This window comes from Anabaena sp. UHCC 0204, assembly GCF_009711975.1.
GTDB lineage: Bacteria > Cyanobacteriota > Cyanobacteriia > Cyanobacteriales > Nostocaceae > Dolichospermum.
The window spans coordinates 1-20,355 of sequence record NZ_VIKW01000013.1; the positions used below are offsets into that span (position 1 = coordinate 1).

A 20,355-nucleotide genomic window follows, 5' to 3' on the forward strand; every position below is an offset into this window, starting at 1 on the left:
GGTATTGACTTAAGAGGATTGAAAGTATTTTGGTGTATGAATCTGATTATCGCTTATTTTCTCGCACAAAAAAAGAGGGACAAGCCTGCTGCTGCTGACTAATCCCGTCTGCCGATCCTTTAAAGAGAGGAGAACACTTGATAATAATATAACCTTGATTGAGAATAGTTGTCAACTATTATTGACAGATTTTATCAATAATTTATGATTGGCTGTCAGTCGTAGCAGGGAAGGAGTATGATGATGTTTCAGTGAAAAGACAATTAACAAAACCGCTTATTTTTGGTTATGACGCAACAACTGCGTGTTTATGTTCCACCCCATCCTCTAATTCAGCACTGGTTGGGAGTTGCCCGTGATGTAGCTACACCATCAGTATTATTTCGTTCTGCTATCACTGAGTTAGGCAGGTGGCTAACTTATGAAGCGGTGAGAGAGTGGTTGCCGACGCAAGAAACAACTGTCCAGAGTCCCTTAGCTGCCTGTCCAGCAACTTTTATTGACCCCCAAATACCCGTGGCTGTTGTGCCAATTTTGCGGGCTGGTTTAGGCTTATTAGAGGGAGCGCAAGGTTTACTGCCTTTAGCATCAATTTACCATTTTGGGTTGGTGCGAAACGAAGAAACTCTAAAACCTGATTGTTATTTGAATAAATTACCAGAAAAATTTGATCCTCAAACACGGGTGTTAATTACCGAGCCGATGTTGGCCACTGGAGGTTCTATAATGGCAGCAATGGCAGAATTGACTCAAAGAGGTGTTGATCCTGCTTTGGCGCGAATTGTTTCTGTAGTTGCTGCACCGCCGGCTTTACAAAAATTAGCTGCTGCCTATCCATCTTTGACTGTTTACACCGCTACTATTGACGAAATGGTTAATGATCAGGGATATATTGTACCGGGATTGGGAGATGCAGGCGATCGCATCTTTGGGACTTAAGCTGGTATACAGCTAAGGACAAAAAATAGCCCAAGTGTGATCAAAGTTGCTTATGTTCGAGAAGGTAGTAAAAATATGAGTCAGCAAGATGGTTTTAGTAGTGGGTTTCTACTGGGAACATTGATTGGGGGTGTAGTCGGTGGTGTTTTAGGTGCGGTAATTACTTCGCGCTTGGATGCTAGATTGATAGCCGAAGACGAGGAAGGCTTAACTGATGGTGAAAATGATAGCCAGATCAGAGCAGCTAGAAAACGGCAAATGCGAGCATCTGCTCATGAAAATGTGGAAATAGAAGCAACAAGGCGATCGCTTGAAGATAAAATTGCCCAACTCAATGCCACAATTGATGATGTGCGGAAGCAGTTGGGAAATGTCAATCCCAACTCGTCACAGGAAATAAATGAGCAATCTTAAGCGTTGTCTTGATCAAGATTCCTAAATCCGCAGTTATATTAAAATCAATCATGAATCTATGTTTGACACTTAACAGGAAAGTTACCCATCCATGAATTTACTAATTACAACCCTGGCCACTTTTGTTTCCCTTTATAGCTATTTGCTAATTATTCGGGTTCTCTTGACTTGGTTTCCCACGATTGACTGGTCTAGTCAACCATTCGCTGCTTTAAGCCAAATTAGTGATCCCTACCTAAATCTGTTTCGCTCCATCATTCCTCCTTTGGGTGGGATGGATTTCTCCCCTATTCTGGCATTTGTGGCCTTAAATATAGTTGGTACTGTTCTGGATACTTTAGCTCGCGCTACTTTGGTACAGGGATTTTAGAATTTTTGTAACAATACAATTAAGGGCGCAGACCCTGCGCCCCTACAAATTTCATAATTAAAAAACACACTTGGATGATATAAGAACCGTTATATTATCTTCTGACTTTACCGCTAAATCCAGCAGCTTTAAACTGTTTAAGTTGTAATGGTAAAGGCTGATTGCTAGGTACAGTAATTCTAAATTCAAAATCACTAACTCCTGGGGGAACTTCTGCTATTGAACCCAGACGGGTGCGATTTTGTAAGGTTGAGTCACCGTTAGCATCATATATCCGGCCAAAAATATCTGCATCATAGACGGTTTTATATGTACTATTTTCTGCTTTACCTGTGACTATAAAGCAAGCAGCAGAATTTGAACCACTGCTACCCACTGTACCGTTAACTAGTTCTGATGGACAATCGTGGTAGGAAATATCAAATAATTTAATCTGTGTTAAAGCTAAAGCAGTGGGAGTCCATACCCAGGAAAGTAAGCTCATAAAACCAGCAATAAAAATCAATTGAAGTGAACGTAACCGCATAAAATACACCTTTGATTATTTGTAATTTCGGCATTGCTGATTAAGGGTATGAATTTTAGTTTCACGCAAAGGCGCAAAGGTAAGAGTTTTAAACGTTCAATTTAGGAATTTCATACCTCATAGGACTTACGTAAGATTGAACTCAAAACCTGATTCTTGCGTAGGGGTAATTCATGAATTACCCCTACTTCCGTTCTGTTTTGCGTAAGTCCTGCCTCAATTCAGCAACGCCGTAATTTCTATAATAACTGTTGTCTTAATTCCAATATTCAAAATACGATTTTACCTATATTGAAAGATGAAATTGGGAAATTTAACCTTTGCGCCTTTGCGCCTTTGCGTGAGACATATTCATATATTTAATCAGCAACGCCCAGAATTTTAACAGCTATTTTTTGGCGTTGCGACTAAGAGTAAAGCAGCAACGCCCGTTTTCCTAAGTTGTATACTCAGCGTTAATCTTCACATAATCATAACTCAAGTCACAACCCCAAGCCTGACCTGTACCATGACCGTTACCGACACCGACGGAAATTAACACTGTGTCTGATTGCATATATTTACCATTAGCCGCTGCTTTTAAATATGCACTAGCTGCGGCTTTATCAAAAGGTAAAGGTTGACCATTTTCAAATAGTAAGAAATCCCCTAATTTAACAGAGAGGTTTTCTTGTTCAAAACGAACTCCAGCCCGTCCAGCAGCAGCCGCAATCCGTCCCCAATTAGGATCATGACCGAAAATGGCAGCTTTGACTAAAGATGAGCCAGCAATGGTTTTGGCAATTTGTCGGGCTGATAATTCATCATGAGCGCCACTGACTTGTACTTCTATTAAACAAGTTGCACCTTCACCATCACGAGCGATCGCTTTCGCTAAATGCTGACATACTTCTGTTAACATAGCTTCTAGTTTCTCGGCTTCTGCACCCATTTCTGTAATTGCGGGGGTGCGAGATTGACCGTTTGCTAAAGCGATTAAACAATCATTGGTACTTGTGTCACCATCAACTGTGATAGAATTAAAGCTTCTATCCGCTGCTCTCGTTAACATTTGTTGCCAAAGCGTAGAGGATACCACAGCATCACAGGTGACAAAGGCTAACATTGTCGCCATGTTGGGGTGAATCATCCCTGAACCTTTAGCAATACCACCAATTCGCACCGGGCGATCATGTATAGTTGTTTCTAAGGCGATGGATTTTGTGACTAAATCTGTAGTAATAATTGCTCCTGCGGCTGTGTCTGAACCAGTTTCCGAAAGGGCTGCAACCACCTTGGGGATACCACCCCGCAAAATATCCATTTTAATCCGTTGACCAATTACGCCAGTAGAGGCTAATAAAATGGATTCTGGATTAATACCTAATTCTTTTCCTAATAAGTCTGCACTTTCTTGAGCATCCTTAATCCCTTGCTCACCTGTTGCGGCGTTAGCTTGTCCCGCATTACAGAGAATGGCTCTAGCACTATGTTTTCCTTGTAACACTTGACGACAGTAATCCACACAAGCTGCTTTGACTTGGCTAGTTGTAAATACACCAGCGGCGATCGCCTCTACATCTGATACTATTAATGCTAAATCTGGTAATCCCGAAGCTTTTAGTCCGGCTGTAATTCCCGCTGCTTTATACCCCCGTGCGGCTGTGACACCACCCGTAATTATTTGCCAGTCTGCCATAATTTGCTCACAATTATATATATCGTGTCTGTTGCTCAATTACTTTCCGCTGCTAGTTTTCTATCAGCGTCCAGTATTTATCTCTATTGTGAGTTTATCTGTTGATGACAATCTTTTTTTGCTAACGAAAATTAAACCTCAAATAAATAAAAGAGAGCCACTTGGATAGCTCTCTAAAATCATCAGGGTGCATCTACTTAGCACACTATATCATTCTAGCACCGAGGGGTTACACCCCTTATTTTAATTTTGTGTAAATAAATTAAAAAGTTTTGATTTGTCAACAGCTAAAATATATAATTTTTAAAAGTTACTTAGTTGTCCTTAACCATTCTGTATAACATATAAAATGTATTGGAAAAACTGCGGATCTCCTTTTTCCGTCGTCACAGTCAGTATTTTTGCTAGTTTAGCTGGACTAATTACTCTTGAATGTCCAAGCTTTGCATATAGTCAGCAGCAACCAACTATTAATACTGTTAGTAAAGCTATTTCTGCCAATACTACTGAAGAACTGTCTCTACAAAAAAATATGCTATATGCAGAAGCACGACAACTCCTGATTGAACAAGGTTGGCAGCCGCACTTACAAGGAGAATTGCCTAATCTGAGTGCTTATAACGTTAGGGAGCTATTTCAATTGGGATATCCAGAAATTAAAGATTGTGCTGGAACGGGAGAAGGACTTTGCAGATTTGAGTTTATTAATGGTAAAGGAAAACTCTTAGTTGTAGTTACCAAAAGCCAGGGATATGGAAATAAAAATCAGTTTATTAGGAATTGGTGGATTGAGAAAAATCCGCATATTACCCAACAAAATTCAGTCAATAAAATTGTAGTCGGTTTTTATGCCTTGGGAGGCACAGATCAAGGTTTAGAAGTTAAAGGACAACAATACAGATATTATGATGAACTTGAAGAAAAACCTTGGAAATCTATTTCTGATTTGAAGTACATTACAAATGGTGTTGTATTTGATGGAAAAAATCATTGGTGTTTATCTACTCTTGCACCTCGTAATCAACCAGCAGTTTGTTCTGCTCATGGATGGATACAAGCAATATTACCATTTGTAGGAACTAGGTTTTTTAACTTTATGGGTGGAAGTGGAACTGGTCAATCAATTACTATTAAAAATGATGGAATAGCTATAGTAAAAATTCATGGAACAATGAATACATCAGTTTTATATGAAGGAAAATTTTCCAATCCACTCATATTGAAAGATGGATTTGGATTACTTTTTAAAGACAATAAAGTATACGATTTAAATCCTAGTGGACAAATATCTAAAGGCTGTAAAGGTGAAGAAAAACTCTGTGAATCGGATCTCTATCAACCTTAGAATTTTTTGCTCTTTGTGCCTCTGAGTGAGATAAAAAATGCAGTATAAAAAAGAAAGAGAGCCAATGTAAACTAGCTCTCCCGATAATCAAGTTGCGTCTTATTACCACATTATACCATTTTGGGGATGAGGGGTGTCACCCTACACTGCTGCATTGAGTTTCTCTTCTATCAATTGATTAGTGAGTTTGGGTTCTGCGCGTTTATCGGTTTTCTTCAGCACTTGTCCCACGAAAAAGCCTTTGAGGTTGGTGTTACCTTTGCGGTATTTTTCGACTTGTTGAGGATTAGCCGCCATGATCTCATCAATAATTGGTTCAAGAATGGTACGATCTGAAATGAGTTCTTGACCAGCAAAAGCTTCTTCAGGAGAAACTCCATTTAATAAATCTGTGAGTTTTTCCTTAGCTTGGGCGTTACTGATTTTCCCATTTTCAATGCGGGTAATCACCTCTGCTAAGTTAGTAGCAGTCAGCTTAATTTCAGAAATGGTGAGTTTTTGTTTATTTAAGTAACCAGCGATGTCTTGAGTAATCCAGTTAGCCGCAGATTTAGGATTTGCACCTTTAGCTATGGCACTTTCAAAATAGTCCGCAACTGGTTTATCCTCAGTTAGGACCCGCGCATCATAAGCTGAAAGTCCCAACTCATTTTCATAATGATGACGTTTACGGGCTGGTAATTCGGGTAACTCACTCAACCATGAATCTAATTCTAGTTGTGTGACTTCAATCGGTGCTAAATCGGGTTCAGGGAAATAACGATAATCACTAGAACCTTCTTTCACTCGCATACTACTGGTACGTTGTGAACCTTCTTCCCAAAGCCGGGTTTCTTGAATAATCTTTTCTCCTGATTCAATCGCAGCAATTTGGCGCTCAATTTCATAATCAATCGCTTTTTGAATCGCACTGAAGGAGTTCATATTCTTAATTTCTACCTTAGTGCCAAATTGCTCACGTCCCACCGGACGCACAGAAATATTCACATCACAACGCAGAGAACCTTCTTGCATATTGCCATCACTGACACCAAGATAGCGGACAATCCGCCGCAGTTCTTGAGCATATTCAGCAGCTTCTTGTCCTGTTCGTAAATCAGGCTCAGAAACAATTTCTACCAAGGGGATACCCGCGCGGTTATAATCTACGAGGGAATAGGTAGAACCAGAAAGTCTTTCACTACCTGCATGGACGAGTTTTCCTGCGTCCTCTTCCATGTGTAAACGAGTAATCCCAATGCGTTTACGGCTGGGGTTTCCCGCATCATCTACCAGTTCAATTTCTATCCAACCATGTTCGGCTATGGGTAAATCATATTGAGAAATTTGGTAATTTTTGGGTAAATCAGGATAAAAATATTGTTTGCGGTCAAATTTACTATACCGAGCGATTTGACAATTTAGCGCCAAACCAGTTTTAACAGCGTATTCGAGAACTTTGGCGTTAAGTACAGGTAAAACTCCTGGTAAACCCATACACACTGGGTCAATGTTAGTATTGGGGTCAGCACCAAAGGCTGTGGAACTGTTAGAGAAAATTTTGGTGTTGGTACTGAGTTGACAATGGGTTTCTAAGCCAATAATCGCTTCGTATTCAGTTTTTACGGGTGTAGCTGTGGTCATATCCAGATTTTGCCATTTTTCTGATTTGGTACTATTTTAGCTGTTTTGTTCTGATATTAAGGGTAGGGCGATCGCGCTATTCTGTGAAATTATCAAGTTTATCTAGTATTCTTAACCCTGCTTCTGGGTTTCCTGTTACAGTCATTGCTTTAAATCGGATATAGGTATCAAATTCTGCTAAAGCTATATTAAAAATATTTCATAACTAAAAATTATCAAAATATAATAATACTTTTAATATTTATAACGCATCAAAATTTAAGTTTAGATTTTCTTAATAATTAATTGAAAATTATTTTTATTTAGTAACGAGCTTGCAATACTTTCGGCGATTTGCTATAATTTTGGAGATTTTCATAATTGGGTTTATATTGTCAATTTTAAATCTGTCTGACAAGATGATCTTCAAAACCCTTTATCTATAGTCGTTTCAGAAATCAATCCCTAAAAATAATACAAAACTTCATAAATTAGCAGCAATTTCCGAGAGAAATTTTAGATAGAAATTAGCCAAGAAATTATGGAAGTTGACCGGAATAAAAATGTACTATTGACAAATAAGTTAATTTATGGTAATAAAGTGCAGATCACAAACAATTCTTCCACTAAACCACGTTCAAAATGAAACCTGTAGTTGATTGAATTACCCCTCCCCTTAGTAACGAGAGGGGTTTTAAGGCTGTGGGAGAACAGTTAGAGCTTACAAAAACTTCAGGTTTCAAGATGGATGAGGTTGATTATAACGGTATGCACTCTTTGTGAGATACAGTCAGCCAAACGCAAATTCTGTAGGGGCGCAGGGTCTGCGCCCTAAATTGTATTGCAACAAGGGCGATAACCGCTATAGACGATCGCTCACCATGATTAAATAATCTTCTGGTAGTTAAGTTACATTAGAAGTAGGGCTGATTAATAAGAGTACACCAAAAATATGTCTAATAGACTATATGATAGCGATTTACAATTATGGATTGAACAAACAATTAAACAATTACAAAATCGTGAATTTGCATCCTTGGATATTGAGCATTTAATTGAGGAGTTAGTTGATTTGGGTAAGTCTATAATTTGTCCTTTTAGGATAGAGGAAATTCTGAATGAGGATTTTTATGGGTTATGATAAAATTATATAATGTTTGGGAATAAAAATATGCAAATATAGGAATCCCGACAATTTTTAACGCCCACCTACTTAGAGGATATTTAAGATTCCAGTTGCAACAGTAGTTGGTTGCAAGTAAGTAATTAACTGTTGCAGACCTTGTTGCAGATATCGTGTAACCGTCATTGGTGTAGCCCCAATTTTTTTGGCAGCATCTTTGCGAGTTAGTTGTTCAACAAAAACTAATTCCACTGCAATTCGGGGTTTATCATCAAGCATACTCATAGCCCCTTCTAGTTGTTGCTGTTCTTCCTGTTGCTGCTGAAGTGCGGTGGTATGGGGACAGGGAAGTAAATCAGCCCACGTGACTGAACAATCGGTATAATTAGATGTTGTGTTATCTAAACTCAAAGGCATTCGATTTTGGGCTGCTAACTTAATTTCTTGCCATTCTTCTATAGATATATGCAGCTTGTTAGCAATTTCAATTTCTTGAGGAGGACGATTTAAAGAGATAGTTAATTCTTTACGGATTTTCTGTCCTTGGTTGTAAAGTTCTTGACAACGGCGGGGAATTTTTAATAAAGTAGAGCGATCGCGCAAAAAATGCAGGATTTCACCGCGAATATAGGGTACAGCAAAGGAACTAAGGGCATATCCCTGATGAGGATCAAAACGCTCAATTGCTCTAATTAAGCCCAAGTAACCAATTTGTTCTAAATCTTCATAAGGCTCATAGCATCTATGACTAAATTTATAGGCTATTTTTCGTACTAATCCTTTATGCAATTCTACGAGTTTATTCCGCAGTCGAATAGAGGGGTTTTGGTGGTATAGGTATAATAGATCAATACTATCAGAACGGGCAGAGGACTCATTAACTGTCATATTAATTCCTTTGTATTAATCTCTGTGTACAAATAATGAAGTTGAAAATATTATTTTTATATCTGTAATGATTTTCCTGAGTTCAGGCAAAATAAGCCATAGTTATTTTACTGAAGTTTCATCAGAGCTAAAACAATGATTGCGTAATAATACTGAAAACACATCATGAATTATGATTCTGTAACTTCTAGTACACAACGGCGTAAATCAACTAACCATTAAAAATTTGAAAACAGCTTGTGTAATCTGCTTTTCTAATTTTTAATTCCGCACTGCGGTACTAGCCCTAATTACGAATATTTACTTCTTGTAAATAATCTTCTGATTGAAGAGATAATTGAGGTTGAATAGTATTTTTATGATGAGGTGTGTTGTTTCTTTTAGAAATAGTCACTATTTTGAGAATAGCTGCTTCTTGTTGTTGATGACGTAAACGTAACTTTTGAGAATATTCTTGTAATTTCATTTGTGCTTGTTCATATACAGCCGTATCTTCAGGAACTTTTTTCAGGAGTTTAATTGCACCAAAAAAGTCACCAATAGATGCTTTGTTATAGGCTAAATATAAATAGTAACCTGATCTAACTTGGCGCTTTTGATTATATTCAGATAATTTCTGTTTAACTATAGCACCAGCAGAACTTTCTTCAGGAATTTGCCGGAGGTAATATAAAGCTGTTGAAAAATCTCTTTCTTCGGCTTTTTCATAAGCTTTAGCTAATAAAGCTTGTGTTTGTGATTCAATATTGGCTTGAGCTTGTTGAACCAATGGCTGAATTTTTGATTGCCAATATGAATTAAGAGGAACTTTCGGAGCATGATATAATACATCAGTCCACCGCCTTTCCTTCAAAGCTTTTTCAGCTAAAATAAAATGCTCTGCATCTTTTTGCCATTGCTTTTGCCATTCTTCAATTGAGGCTTGAGCTTCTGGATAAATATTACTATGAATGGGGATAGACTGAGCTAAATCAATCGCTGTTTGTAAATCACCCGATTGATATTCTTCTATAGCTTTATATAAGGTTTCTGTAGCTGAATAAGCTTGAGAATTATTAAATAAAGAATATACACCTAATCCAATGAGAACAGAATTAATTAATAAACCTAATTTTAGTCCTGCTAGTAAAGGTTGGGATTGTTTAGTTGTGGTTTTAGAAATTAAATTATCATCTATATTTCTATAAAATAATTGAGAATCAGCAAGGGGTGTTTCACTGGGCTGATTTTCCCATTCTATATGCTTGAGTATCCATAATGCTTCATTGGCAGATTGAAAACGTTCTTGGTATTGATAACGGATCATCTGACTGAGAAAAGCGACTAAATAATCATTGACTGGCGTATCATCATCACACCAGATAATTTCATTAGTTTCGGCATCAATTTCTAATTGCAGAGGTGATAATCCTGTAATAGCTTGAATAGCAATTATGCCCAAAGAATACAAATCACTATTAGGCTGAGTTTGCCCAATAAATTGTTCTGGGGGAATATAACCCAATGATGTCACCGGAATTTGATCTATGGATAATTCTGTTTCAATACTAAAATCTATAGGTTGAATTGAGCCAAAATCAATTAAAACTAATTTGGCATCAATAGCCCTTCTAATTAAGTTTTCTGGTTTAATATCGCAATGAATAAAGCCTTGAGAATGAACAAATTCCAGAATATATAAAGCATCTTCTAGAAATTTGATTACATCAGCCTGACTCCATTTACCTGGACTTTGGGGATTGTTAGGTAATTCTGCTGCTAAAGATTCACCTGGAATAAACTGTTGGACTAAATAAAACCGTTCATTTTCTTCAAAACAGGTAATTAATTCAGGAATTTGCGGGTGACGACCTAAATGTTTGAGAGTTTCAGTTTCCGTCAAAAACCGTAGTCTGAGGTAGTCAAAATAGGAAGTGGATTGATAATTATTCACCTTCAATTGTTTGACAACATATCTCGGTTTTTCTGGGTGGTGTATATCTACAGCTATATAGGTTTGTCCAAATACCCCGGCACTGAGGGGTTGAACAATTTGGTAACGCTCTTGTAATACTGTGCCGATTATCTGGTTGTTCATGATCTAGTTACTCAGAAATCCTTATATATCTTTTCTGACATCGGCTGCAAGTTTCCGGAATTATAGAAAATAATTCAGTATGTTAATTATTCAATAATTACCCAAGTATTATTACTGAGAGTCTTCCTTTTCTGCAAAGCTATCAGTTAGTGGTTTGACGACTTTAGCGATCGCTTCCTGGACAAAAACTTTGATAAACTCATCTCGGCGATTAATCTGAAACTGTTGCTGAACAACTTCTGTCATTCCCCCGTCACCCCAATCTTGATCATGACGAAAATACTCGATAAAGCTTTTCCCAGCAATGCGGGTTAAATATGCGGCTGTCACCCCTTGAATTGCTCTCCCGACAATAAAGGTAGCAACATTGAGTTGTAAAGCCGTTGATAATAATTGAATTGCACCTTTGACGATACCTAAACCGGCAATTGTTTTTCCTAAAGATAGGGCTAATTCCTTGCCCCGTTCCATGTTTAAATCACAACCGTAGACTCTACCAATTTCTACGACCATTTGGGCATTAACTGCGGCGGTTGCGAGTAAATCTACCATCGGTAATGGTGTCACAGAAACTACACCAGCCCCAATCCATTGATAACGCTCGACGATTTTATCTGCTTGACGACGACGCTGAGAATCTATCAGTTTCCGGGCTTCTTCTCCTAACCGCAGAGATTGTAAGAGAATATTATCAGCAACGAGATCCTCACCTTCGGCGCGTAAGATAGCCGCCATACGCCGCAGTAAGGGGATAATATCTGATTCTGGCTGGAAAGGTTCACCAGTTTCTAATTGTGCAGTTTGGGGATTAGCAGCGATCGCTACGACATCATTTGTAGCAATAAAAGACCGGACTCGTTCCCGCAATCTGGCTAAAATTACGTCTATATCAGTTTCAGTATATAAATCTGTTTTATTGAGAACCAAGAGCGATCGCTTGCCAATTTCTGCTAAACTCCGCAGTGGTTCATATTCTGAACGGCGTAAATCATTATCTACCACAAATAACAGTAAATCAGCTTCTGTTGCCAAAGCCCTGGCCAGTTGTTCCCGTTCCGTTCCCGCTACCCCTGGTTCTAAAATTCCTGGAGTATCAGTAATTAATATCTTCCGTTCCAAACCCTTCAACCGTAAACAATAGGTTTCTCCTACCTGAGTCGTCCCCATTGGTGCATTGACTTCACCCACTATCCGCCCCATAATCGCATTGACGAGAGAAGTTTTGCCGGCGCTACCTGTACCAAAGACAACAACTTGAATTTCCCCTCTCGCTAAATTTGCCTCAATTTCCCTAGTCCGACTCAGTAAAGCTTGGCGTGTGACTTCATCTTGAATTTGGGCTACTTGTTGACGAACTGCTTGCAGAGTAGAAGAAGCCGCATCAGATTTAGCCGCGGGGATTTGGGCGGAAGTAACTCTATGACGTTGACGACGGGATTTTTCCTCTCCCTTCCGCAGCACCAATATATAGTAAATAAAAGCAGCAATTAAACCGCCAATCAATAAAATTAGCAGTAATAATAGTAAATTACCTAACAAAGGCGAATAGGACAACTGATAATACAGTCGGGTGAGAGAATCAATTAGCCATAGAGTTAACGCCAAAATGACGATCAGGCCAACAATTAGTGTAACTACGCGAGATAAGGGCATGAAAGATAAAAGTCAATGATATACTTTTGATCTTAATCAATGTGAACTACCCACACTGACTTGGAGTACCAAGTACAGTGTCGGCTTCTGTACTTACAGGGGAGTGCCGCAACTTAGACTTTCGCCCAAGTTTTGGTCTTATCTCCCCTCCTACAGCAGAGACGGCTGAACCTTCCGCCTTTAGCATTCTGATCCCCTCTGCTCTAATATTTATTGCTGCATTCCCATCACGATTATGATGAGTGCCACAATGAGGACAAGTCCATTCCCGGACATCCAATGGCATATCACCAATCTGATAGAAACAATTAGAACAGAGTTTGGAACTGGGAAACCATCTATCAATCTCAATCAATTTTCCACCTTTGCGTTCTAGTTTATAGGCTAGAAAATTAGTGAATGTTCCCCATCCTGCATCAGATATTGATTTTGCCAAATTGTGATTACGAACCATGCCTTTGACATGAAGATTCTCTACTATGACAGCTTGGCTATCGCTGACCAACTTATAACTAAGTTTATGTAGAAAATCTTGCCGCGAATTGCTAACTCGCTCGTACACCTTGGCAACAACTTTTCTATATCTATTTCTTGATTTACTCCCTTTTTGTTTACGTGCTAATTTTTTCTGTTTGCGTTTAAGGTTTTTCTCATGCTTGGCAAGGTGTTTAGGATGATCGTAAAAAGATACTTTCTCGCCATCTGTGACAACAGAAAAATGTTTTAGTCCTAAATCAATTCCGTAGATTTTCCCCTCGGAAATATTGGGATTTTCGCTTGTGTTGAGCGGAGTCGAAACACCATCTACTTCAGTAAGGATGGATGCAAGATATTTACCTGATGGGGTTTTACTAATAGTAACAGTCTTGATTTTCCCCTCAACCGGTCTATGTATCTTGGCTTTGACTATCCCAATATTGCCGGGAAGTTTAATATTACCATCTACAACCTTGACGTTTTGAGGATATTGGATAGACTGTTTACCATGCTTAGATTTGAATTTAGGAAAACCGGCACGTTTATCAAAAAAGTTCTTGTACGCTGTGGTTAGATTTAGTGTTGTAGCTTGTAAAATTTGGCTATAACAATCAGCCAACCAAATAGTATCCTCAGATTTTTTAAGCGTGGGGAGAAATGCGTTGAGTGCAGCACGGCTAAGTCCTTTGCCCGTCTCTTTGTAAGTCTCAATTGACTTATTTAGAGCATAATTCCACCACCATCTAGCACATCCAAAAGTTTGCGCTAGTTGTGTTTCCTGTTCTTTTGATGGATATATACGAACTTGAATAGCCTTGTATATCACTCAAATCACCTCCTTGATACAGCTATTTTAGCATGATATATTATTTCTGATAACGATACAATACATAACATAATTTGGAAAAACCTCAATGGTTACTGAGCATAGTCGAAGTAATGTTCTTTGCCCTTACTCGGCTATGCCTCTTATTGATTGAGAACGATTTCGGCTTTTCCCGCCTTATATCCCGCCACTGATTTGGAGTACCAAATTCATTGGGGGACTTACGGCGTAATAGTTAAAATAGTCCCCGATAGCGAGTAAAAACTAAAATCACCGCCCATGATCCTAATGCGACTTTGACAGCCACCAAAATATTGAGTACCGGAATAATTCCCCCGCTCAAAAGTGCGCCTAATTCTCCATGAGGTAACTCTATACCCACCAGAGTTATAGCTGCCAAGACAATGAAAACAAGCACCGAAATTTTCTCCCATGTAGCAGCATACCAGCGTTTGTAGATGCCTTGTATCCACTCCGGTGATGAAGTAATCGCCACCAGACCGATCGCTGTGCCACCAGCCACCCCGGCAGCAAAACCACCACCGGGACTCAAATGCCCCCGAATAGCTAGTTCTATACTCACCAGGGCGGAAATAGTCGCTCCCAAACGAGCTAGAACAATAGATGGTTGATCGGTAAAACTATGTATTTTGTGGGATGGAGTTTCATTGGCCAGGAGAAAATTAGCGCCCATAATGGCGATCGTAAAAACCACAACCTCGAAGATAGTGTCATATAACCGATTTCTGAAAATAATTCCAGAAACTGCATTTGGAATGCCAGTTTCTCGGACAACGGTTTCGACGATAGACATCTCTAGTGATTCTGGCGCTGAATTGGGCAAAATCAGAAATTGGATAAACAGCACTATGCCCGCAACAATGTAAACCCATTTCATATCTATTTTTTTCATGATTTTGGTGTACTGACATAGGAAAGGATGGTTGCTGATGATGATGAAAGTTCAGCTTGCATAATTTCATAGAGGCGTTGAATTCTGGTTTGGGTATGATAGGTGGGGTTTTCGTTCTCACTCCCGACTAAATCTTGATTAGTGGCTTCTGGCCGCAAACAGATGGTATGAACTTCTTTTTCCATCAGCGCCCGCTGCAATTCTTCCGTATTTGTGTAGGGTACTAAATCCAGACGCATATAATGTTTGCCTAAAATTTGCCGGAAGTTATCTATTAATTTCCCAGACAGAGGATCATTATTTGCTTCAGTCAACTCATTTTCGAGCAAGCCCAGCCGCATAACCATGGATGAACGCACGGCCACCGCATAAAGTGTAATTGCCAGCATAGTACCTACCAATGCCTCAGTTAAAGCCACATCTGCTGCTCCTAAAATGGCATATACCATGGCAGCGATCGCTCCCAAGATGCCACGGATCACGAGGGCATTGTATGGATTAACCTGAAATAACAGCTTACAGGCTGATAAAGGCAGTAAGGCCATGATCACATAGATATAGGTATCATTCATAGCCACCCTCGCTGGTGGAACAATAAGCCAGCACATACCCTAGCACTGTATTCCAGATGGCTAAGGAGATTATAGCCAGAATCAGTAACGGCCATTTGCTGGGTATTTGTAAAAGTAGCCCGAAGACGATACTCATTGAGCCGAGTGTATCCGCCACCGAAAGACTATGGAGTTTGAACAATATAGATCGCTTACCCAGCAGGTGAGAAGTTCCCCAAAACCAGAAAAATATGCCGATGCCAATGCAGGCATAACTCAGAAAATTAATCATATTTCATTCAGTCTTTTGAGTAAATGAGCTAACAACATTAATCCAGCATTTCCCACACTCAGGATAATTACCCCGACAATGCCGATCATCCAATCATCGCGGCCAATAGATACAACTAAAATCATGATTGATGTTTTTGTGGCAATACTGCCAAAAGCCAGCATTTTTTTCCAAATATCATCATTTCTCCAACCCTCATAAATAGGTATGAGCAATGCTAAAATCATGATCATCATTAATACATTCAGATCCATATTTCTGCCTCTAAAGATTGCTCAGGTAATGTTCGCTTTGACTTTGTTATCTAGGCTTGTATTTGGCTTGTAACATTAGTCCTGAGTTACTGACCTCCTTTTCCTCCTTCTCACCAGGTGTACTTCATACCAGCCATGTTCGTGATATTTCAAAACGATGGTTTTTGGTGTAAAGGTAATTAGGAATATATCTAGGAATATTAGCCCCGGAGTCCGTTGAGATTTGACTCGTTCCATCGTCACATCCTCATGTTTATGGGGGCGGATGATGATTTCAAATGCCTCAACATAGGCCTGTGGAATCGCTACCATAATCTCACCCAGTACCCGCAGCCAATCTTTTAAGGCTTCGGGAGTTTTCTGACGACCTGGTAATAAAAGGGCGATACTGACACCAATGATAATATTGGCTAGGCTGAAATCTGCGGTCAACAGAAACCAGATCACCAATCGCAATATGAGATTTAAATGCCCAACCATACAAATCCCTTCCAGAACAGTAAAATTAAGATCAGACTCATCACACCGATCAAATGGTCAAATTCTTCTAGAACCCGCGGGAGTCTCATGACAAATTGTTTAAAAATCAGCCAATAAGCCGCCCAGCCAACACCGATGATAGCGATCGCTTTGGTAATATTCGCAGGGGTGTAAACTTCGTAATACAGACTACTGGCGACAATTAGTCCACTGAGGAGGAGGATAATCGGTAGCCAAACACCAATCCGTACCGCCTCTTTTCCCCGATGGGGCAGAAATATAAATTTGGCATAGACAATTGCTGTTCCCACCGCCGCAACATTCATGGCGATCGCTTGCCAGGATACCAGATTTTTCAAAGCCAATATTTTTGCCCCAAATCCCACTAGTAAGGGAAAGCCGGAAATCGAAAGGCTGGCTATCACCATGGCTATCCAAATTGGTGTATTCATCGGCTTCTGTTGCAGTTCTTGAATATTTCGGCTTGGTAAAGCACCTGCTATCAAGAAAAGTGCCGATTTGGCTAATCCGTGGGCTAGTGCATAAAAGCCTCCCATTTCCGGTGTGATGAGAATCCAGCCCAACTGCGAAACCGTGCTTAAAGCCAGTATCCGCTTAGTATCTTTTTCAAAGACTGCATAGAATACTCCCAAAAATGCTGTTCCTATGCCGAAGATTCTCACTATGGGGTCAAGTTCTTCCATCAGGAGCGCACACCGCACTAATGGATAAACACCAGCTTTGACTACAACTCCTGACATCATAGCAGAAACTGGCGTTTCTGATTCGGAGTGAGTCAACGGCAGCCATAATCCCGATACAAAAATTCCCCCTTTGCTTAAAAGTCCGACAAAGATCAGGGCGAGTGCCTCTGGTGGTGCGTTGCGTAAACCAACAAAAGCAAATGAATGATTTACTTGATAGACTAGCGCCGCACCAACTAGATAAAAAAGCATGGCCACGTTGCTAACAAAGAGATAGCGCAAACCCACCCAAATTGAGCGGTCTGTTCGGGGATAGGCAACCAAGAGGAAGGCGGCAATACCAATTACTTCTAATGCTACATATAAACTGATGAAATCTGTGGTGATGAATGCAGCATTGACACTGCCATGCAAAATGATGGTCTGGGCGTAAAAAAAAGCTGTCTTATCGGTTTGCCAACAATACAGGATCACCGCCATTGTCACCAGTGCATTGGTCAATATAAAGTAGCCGCTCAATTGATCAATGAATAATGTGACACCAAAACTATCTATTAACTGTAGTGATATTGGCGATTGAGCAAAAAATAGCTGCAACCCATACCCGGCTGAGGCAACAGCCACAAATAATGAGAGATAGCGGTCAACTTTGGGGAGTAGATAGATCACAAACCCCAGAAAAAACGGCAGGGCAACCCAGGCGATTGTAATAGTAGTCATGGGGTATTGTTTTTTTCAATCTCGCTAGTTTCTAAGGTCGGATTATCTCGTGCTAGTTTCATAACACTGACTAGCATTAAGGCCTGAATCGAAAATCCAATCACAATTGCCGTCAAGATCACCGCTTGGGGAACGGGATCGGCATAAGCGCCATTGTTGTTATTATTATTGGAAAAAATTGGTGTAAACAAGCCATTTCTTGACGCAATCAGGACGTAATAGGCAATTACCCCTGTACTCATGACATCCATAGAAATGATCTTCATCATCAGGTTTTTTTTGAGGATGATGCCAAAAAATCCACAGAATATTGTGGCAAATACAAATGCTTCTAACACGGGAATTTTATGTTGGGTAAGATAATAAAGCACTACACAGGCAAAACCCGCCAATGCGGGATTAATACCTTTGTGTCTCTGTGAGTCTACGTTTGTGTGGTCGCAGTTTATAATGCCATAGCTAGTGATGCACTGACTAATTACTCATAGGACTCAGTGTAGGCACTAACGCCAGAAACATTAGCAGAAGTGGCTTTAAAGTCAACTAAAGAGACACCTTGTCTCAATGCTTCCACACGAGTTAAAAACATATAATGCTCTGGTACAAATCTAGAAATTTCAAACTTATCTAAGCGTCGTTTGACTTTGGCAGAAGCACCCACAATTAGCACATCACGACCTTGTTCACTGGCATCCTTGATGGCATTTTCAATTGCTAAAGAAGCAGTTATACCCAACATGGGTACATCGCTCAAATCTACGATTAAGACATCAGAATCTGCCATTGCTAAATGTTCACGAGCGATCGCTTTGGAAACTCCAAAAATCATTGGTCCGCTCAGGTAAAATAGCACTATACGTCCATTAGCTTGATCTAATAATTGTTTCTCTTCATCATTCAAAACGATGGCATCATCATTATCACTAATTGTCTTAACTTCCTGAGATTGTAATTCCGACAGGCGATCTATAGTTAAGATATTAGCAATGAAGACTCCCACACCAACAGCAACAATCAAATCCACAAATACGGTTAAGAACAATACACCGTACATGATCAGTGTGCCTTTCAGTGACACCTTATGAGCGCGTTTCAAAAAGCTCCAATCCAGAATATCAATCCCCACCTTGAGCGCAATACCAGCCAACACCGCCATAGGAATAGGTTGAGTTAAACCAGCAGCCCACAAAACTACAATTAATAAAATTAACGCCCGAGTTAAACCAGATAAAGCTGTTTTAGCTCCAGTCTGGATATTAACTACAGTTCCCATTGTCGCACCAGCACCGGGTAGTCCACCACACAAACCAGATATTAAGTTACCAATACCTTGACCAATCAATTCTTTATTTGATTTGTGTTCAGTCCGAGTCAAACTATCGGCAATTACTGCTGTTAATAGAGTATCAATACAACCCAATATCCCCAACATTGCCCCATCAATAATCATCGTTGTGATTTCGGATGGAGTAAAAGTCGGTATTTGCAATGTGGGTAGTCCTACAGGAATTTCCCCAATTCGTCTGATCTCCACATCACTGAAAATGGTTAGAGAAACTATAGTTCCGACAATCAAGGCTACCAGTTGCGGGGGAACAATCCGCTTGAATTTAGCTGGCATCAAGAAAATAATTGCCAGTGTCAGTACACCTAATATTGTTTCGGCAGGATTAACCTTAGTTAATAAATCCGGCAGATTTTGCACCATCCCCAGTACGCCACCTTTAGGATTTGCCTGTCCTACAAAAGGAGCAATCTGCAAAATAATCAAAATCACCCCAATCCCCGACATAAAGCCAGAAATCACGCTGTAAGGCATCAGGGTGATATATTTACCCAACTTAAATATTCCAAAAAATATTTGAAATATTCCCGCTAACATCACGACAGTAAATGCCATTGCTAATCCATTTTCAGGATTAGCTGCGGTCATCGAAGCGACAATTGTCGTCATAACTACGGTCATTGGACCGGTTGGCTCAGAAATTAAAGTTGCTGTCCCACCAAATAAGGCGGCAAAAAAGCCAACACAAACTGCACCATAAAGACCGGCGACAGGACCCATACCAGAAGCAACACCAAATGCCAGTGCTAGAGGTAAGGAAACGATCGCCGCAGTGACACCACCAAATAAATCGCCTCGTAAGTTTCTAAAATGGATATTATTAGTCAATGACATAGTAGGGTTGTGGTAAAAAACAGCAAAGTAAATTTTAATCCGTGAAAATTGCCAGCGACTTTGTGTAAGTTTCAGGCTTTATAGACAGAAAAAACTCAGCAAAGAAAAATTTAGCTCTTTGCAAAGCAGCAGGATATATTGCCTTTCTACATGGCGAGTCGTATTTAACGAATCTCCAATAGAGAAGCCTTATGTAAAAGACATTTCAAAAATTTAACTGGTGAAACTTACATCAATTCAAGTTTCATTTATTGCCAAATTTCATGAGCTTAACAATAGCTTACAGCCATATCGTCAATATTATTCATTTACAAGCCTCAATATTAAATAAATATTAAATTACT

The 20,355-nt window shown here is 39.6% G+C and carries 20 protein-coding genes; 5 read left to right on the forward strand and 15 right to left on the reverse strand.

All coding sequences use genetic code 11. The features are described from left to right. The first annotated feature begins 288 nt into the window (after positions 1 to 288). The 3 genes from upp (at position 289) to FJR04_RS12560 (ending at position 1,723) form a co-directional block, all read left to right on the forward strand. The gene (gene upp / locus FJR04_RS12550) at positions 289 to 939 is read left to right on the forward strand and encodes a uracil phosphoribosyltransferase (protein WP_168495208.1); all 651 of its coding nucleotides are present in this window, start codon (positions 289 to 291) and stop codon (positions 937 to 939) included. A gap of 75 nt (positions 940 to 1,014) precedes the next feature. Next, positions 1,015 to 1,353 carry a hypothetical protein gene (locus tag FJR04_RS12555; RefSeq protein WP_168495433.1) on the forward strand — a complete coding sequence of 113 codons (339 nt, stop codon included), beginning with the start codon at positions 1,015 to 1,017 and terminating at the stop codon, positions 1,351 to 1,353. Between the two features lie 91 nt (positions 1,354 to 1,444). Beyond that, positions 1,445 to 1,723, forward strand: coding sequence for a YggT family protein (locus FJR04_RS12560; protein ID WP_168495210.1), 279 nt, complete (start codon positions 1,445 to 1,447; stop codon positions 1,721 to 1,723). Between the two features lie 94 nt (positions 1,724 to 1,817). Here FJR04_RS12560 and FJR04_RS12565 read toward each other — a convergent pair whose 3' ends face one another. After that, the gene (locus FJR04_RS12565; protein ID WP_168495212.1) at positions 1,818 to 2,249 is read right to left on the reverse strand and encodes a hypothetical protein; all 432 of its coding nucleotides are present in this window, start codon (positions 2,247 to 2,249) and stop codon (positions 1,818 to 1,820) included. A 436-nt stretch (positions 2,250 to 2,685) separates the two neighbouring features. Further along, on the reverse strand, positions 2,686 to 3,927 hold the full coding sequence (argJ, locus tag FJR04_RS12570) for a bifunctional ornithine acetyltransferase/N-acetylglutamate synthase (protein WP_168495214.1): 1,242 nt from the start codon (positions 3,925 to 3,927) through the stop codon (positions 2,686 to 2,688). A gap of 349 nt (positions 3,928 to 4,276) precedes the next feature. On the opposite strand from argJ, the gene FJR04_RS12575 reads away from it, so the two are divergent. Then, on the forward strand, positions 4,277 to 5,272 hold the full coding sequence (locus FJR04_RS12575; protein WP_168495216.1) for a hypothetical protein: 996 nt from the start codon (positions 4,277 to 4,279) through the stop codon (positions 5,270 to 5,272). A 141-nt stretch (positions 5,273 to 5,413) separates the two neighbouring features. On the opposite strand, the gene gatB is transcribed toward FJR04_RS12575, so the two are convergent. Further along, positions 5,414 to 6,895: an Asp-tRNA(Asn)/Glu-tRNA(Gln) amidotransferase subunit GatB gene (gene gatB, locus FJR04_RS12580; RefSeq protein ID WP_168495218.1), complete on the reverse strand. Its 1,482-nt coding sequence runs from the start codon at positions 6,893 to 6,895 to the stop codon at positions 5,414 to 5,416. Positions 6,896 to 7,826: 931 nt separating this feature from the next. On the opposite strand from gatB, the gene FJR04_RS12590 reads away from it, so the two are divergent. Then, the gene (locus tag FJR04_RS12590; protein WP_168495220.1) at positions 7,827 to 8,015 is read left to right on the forward strand and encodes a DUF29 family protein; all 189 of its coding nucleotides are present in this window, start codon (positions 7,827 to 7,829) and stop codon (positions 8,013 to 8,015) included. A 72-nt stretch (positions 8,016 to 8,087) separates the two neighbouring features. On the opposite strand, the gene FJR04_RS12595 is transcribed toward FJR04_RS12590, so the two are convergent. The 12 genes from FJR04_RS12595 to FJR04_RS12650 all read right to left on the reverse strand — a co-directional run bounded on the left by FJR04_RS12595 (position 8,088) and on the right by FJR04_RS12650 (position 20,011). Then, entirely contained in the window at positions 8,088 to 8,885 is a 798-nt protein-coding gene (locus FJR04_RS12595) for an RNA polymerase sigma factor SigF (RefSeq protein ID WP_168495222.1), read from the reverse strand. A gap of 286 nt (positions 8,886 to 9,171) precedes the next feature. Beyond that, positions 9,172 to 10,962 carry a serine/threonine-protein kinase gene (locus FJR04_RS12600; RefSeq protein WP_168495224.1) on the reverse strand — a complete coding sequence of 597 codons (1,791 nt, stop codon included), beginning with the start codon at positions 10,960 to 10,962 and terminating at the stop codon, positions 9,172 to 9,174. A 111-nt stretch (positions 10,963 to 11,073) separates the two neighbouring features. Then, complete coding sequence (locus tag FJR04_RS12605; RefSeq protein WP_168495226.1) at positions 11,074 to 12,615, reverse strand: YcjF family protein; 1,542 nt, start codon at positions 12,613 to 12,615, stop codon at positions 11,074 to 11,076. Between the two features lie 46 nt (positions 12,616 to 12,661). Beyond that, a complete protein-coding gene (locus FJR04_RS12610; protein WP_168495228.1) occupies positions 12,662 to 13,918 on the reverse strand; it encodes an RNA-guided endonuclease TnpB family protein in 1,257 nt (418 codons plus the stop codon). A 235-nt stretch (positions 13,919 to 14,153) separates the two neighbouring features. Continuing rightward, on the reverse strand, positions 14,154 to 14,816 hold the full coding sequence (locus FJR04_RS12615; RefSeq protein ID WP_168495442.1) for a Na(+)/H(+) antiporter subunit B: 663 nt from the start codon (positions 14,814 to 14,816) through the stop codon (positions 14,154 to 14,156). Positions 14,817 to 14,827: 11 nt separating this feature from the next. Then, positions 14,828 to 15,403 (reverse strand): DUF4040 domain-containing protein, encoded by a 576-nt coding sequence (locus tag FJR04_RS12620; RefSeq protein ID WP_168495230.1) that lies wholly within the window; start codon positions 15,401 to 15,403, stop codon positions 14,828 to 14,830. Continuing rightward, positions 15,396 to 15,674 (reverse strand): monovalent cation/H(+) antiporter subunit G, encoded by a 279-nt coding sequence (locus tag FJR04_RS12625; protein ID WP_168495232.1) that lies wholly within the window; start codon positions 15,672 to 15,674, stop codon positions 15,396 to 15,398. Before FJR04_RS12625 ends, FJR04_RS12620 begins: the two co-directional genes overlap by 8 nt. Continuing rightward, positions 15,671 to 15,928 carry a hypothetical protein gene (locus FJR04_RS12630; RefSeq protein ID WP_168495234.1) on the reverse strand — a complete coding sequence of 86 codons (258 nt, stop codon included), beginning with the start codon at positions 15,926 to 15,928 and terminating at the stop codon, positions 15,671 to 15,673. The genes FJR04_RS12625 and FJR04_RS12630 overlap by 4 nt, the downstream gene beginning before the upstream one ends. A gap of 75 nt (positions 15,929 to 16,003) precedes the next feature. Further along, positions 16,004 to 16,408, reverse strand: coding sequence for a Na+/H+ antiporter subunit E (locus FJR04_RS12635; protein ID WP_168495236.1), 405 nt, complete (start codon positions 16,406 to 16,408; stop codon positions 16,004 to 16,006). Continuing rightward, positions 16,393 to 17,832 (reverse strand): cation:proton antiporter, encoded by a 1,440-nt coding sequence (locus FJR04_RS12640; protein ID WP_168495238.1) that lies wholly within the window; start codon positions 17,830 to 17,832, stop codon positions 16,393 to 16,395. Before FJR04_RS12640 ends, FJR04_RS12635 begins: the two co-directional genes overlap by 16 nt. Further along, a complete protein-coding gene (locus tag FJR04_RS12645; RefSeq protein WP_168495240.1) occupies positions 17,829 to 18,170 on the reverse strand; it encodes an NADH-quinone oxidoreductase subunit K in 342 nt (113 codons plus the stop codon). Before FJR04_RS12645 ends, FJR04_RS12640 begins: the two co-directional genes overlap by 4 nt. 140 nt (positions 18,171 to 18,310) lie before the next feature. Next, positions 18,311 to 20,011 (reverse strand): SulP family inorganic anion transporter, encoded by a 1,701-nt coding sequence (locus FJR04_RS12650; RefSeq protein WP_168495242.1) that lies wholly within the window; start codon positions 20,009 to 20,011, stop codon positions 18,311 to 18,313. Positions 20,012 to 20,355 lie beyond the last annotated feature (344 nt).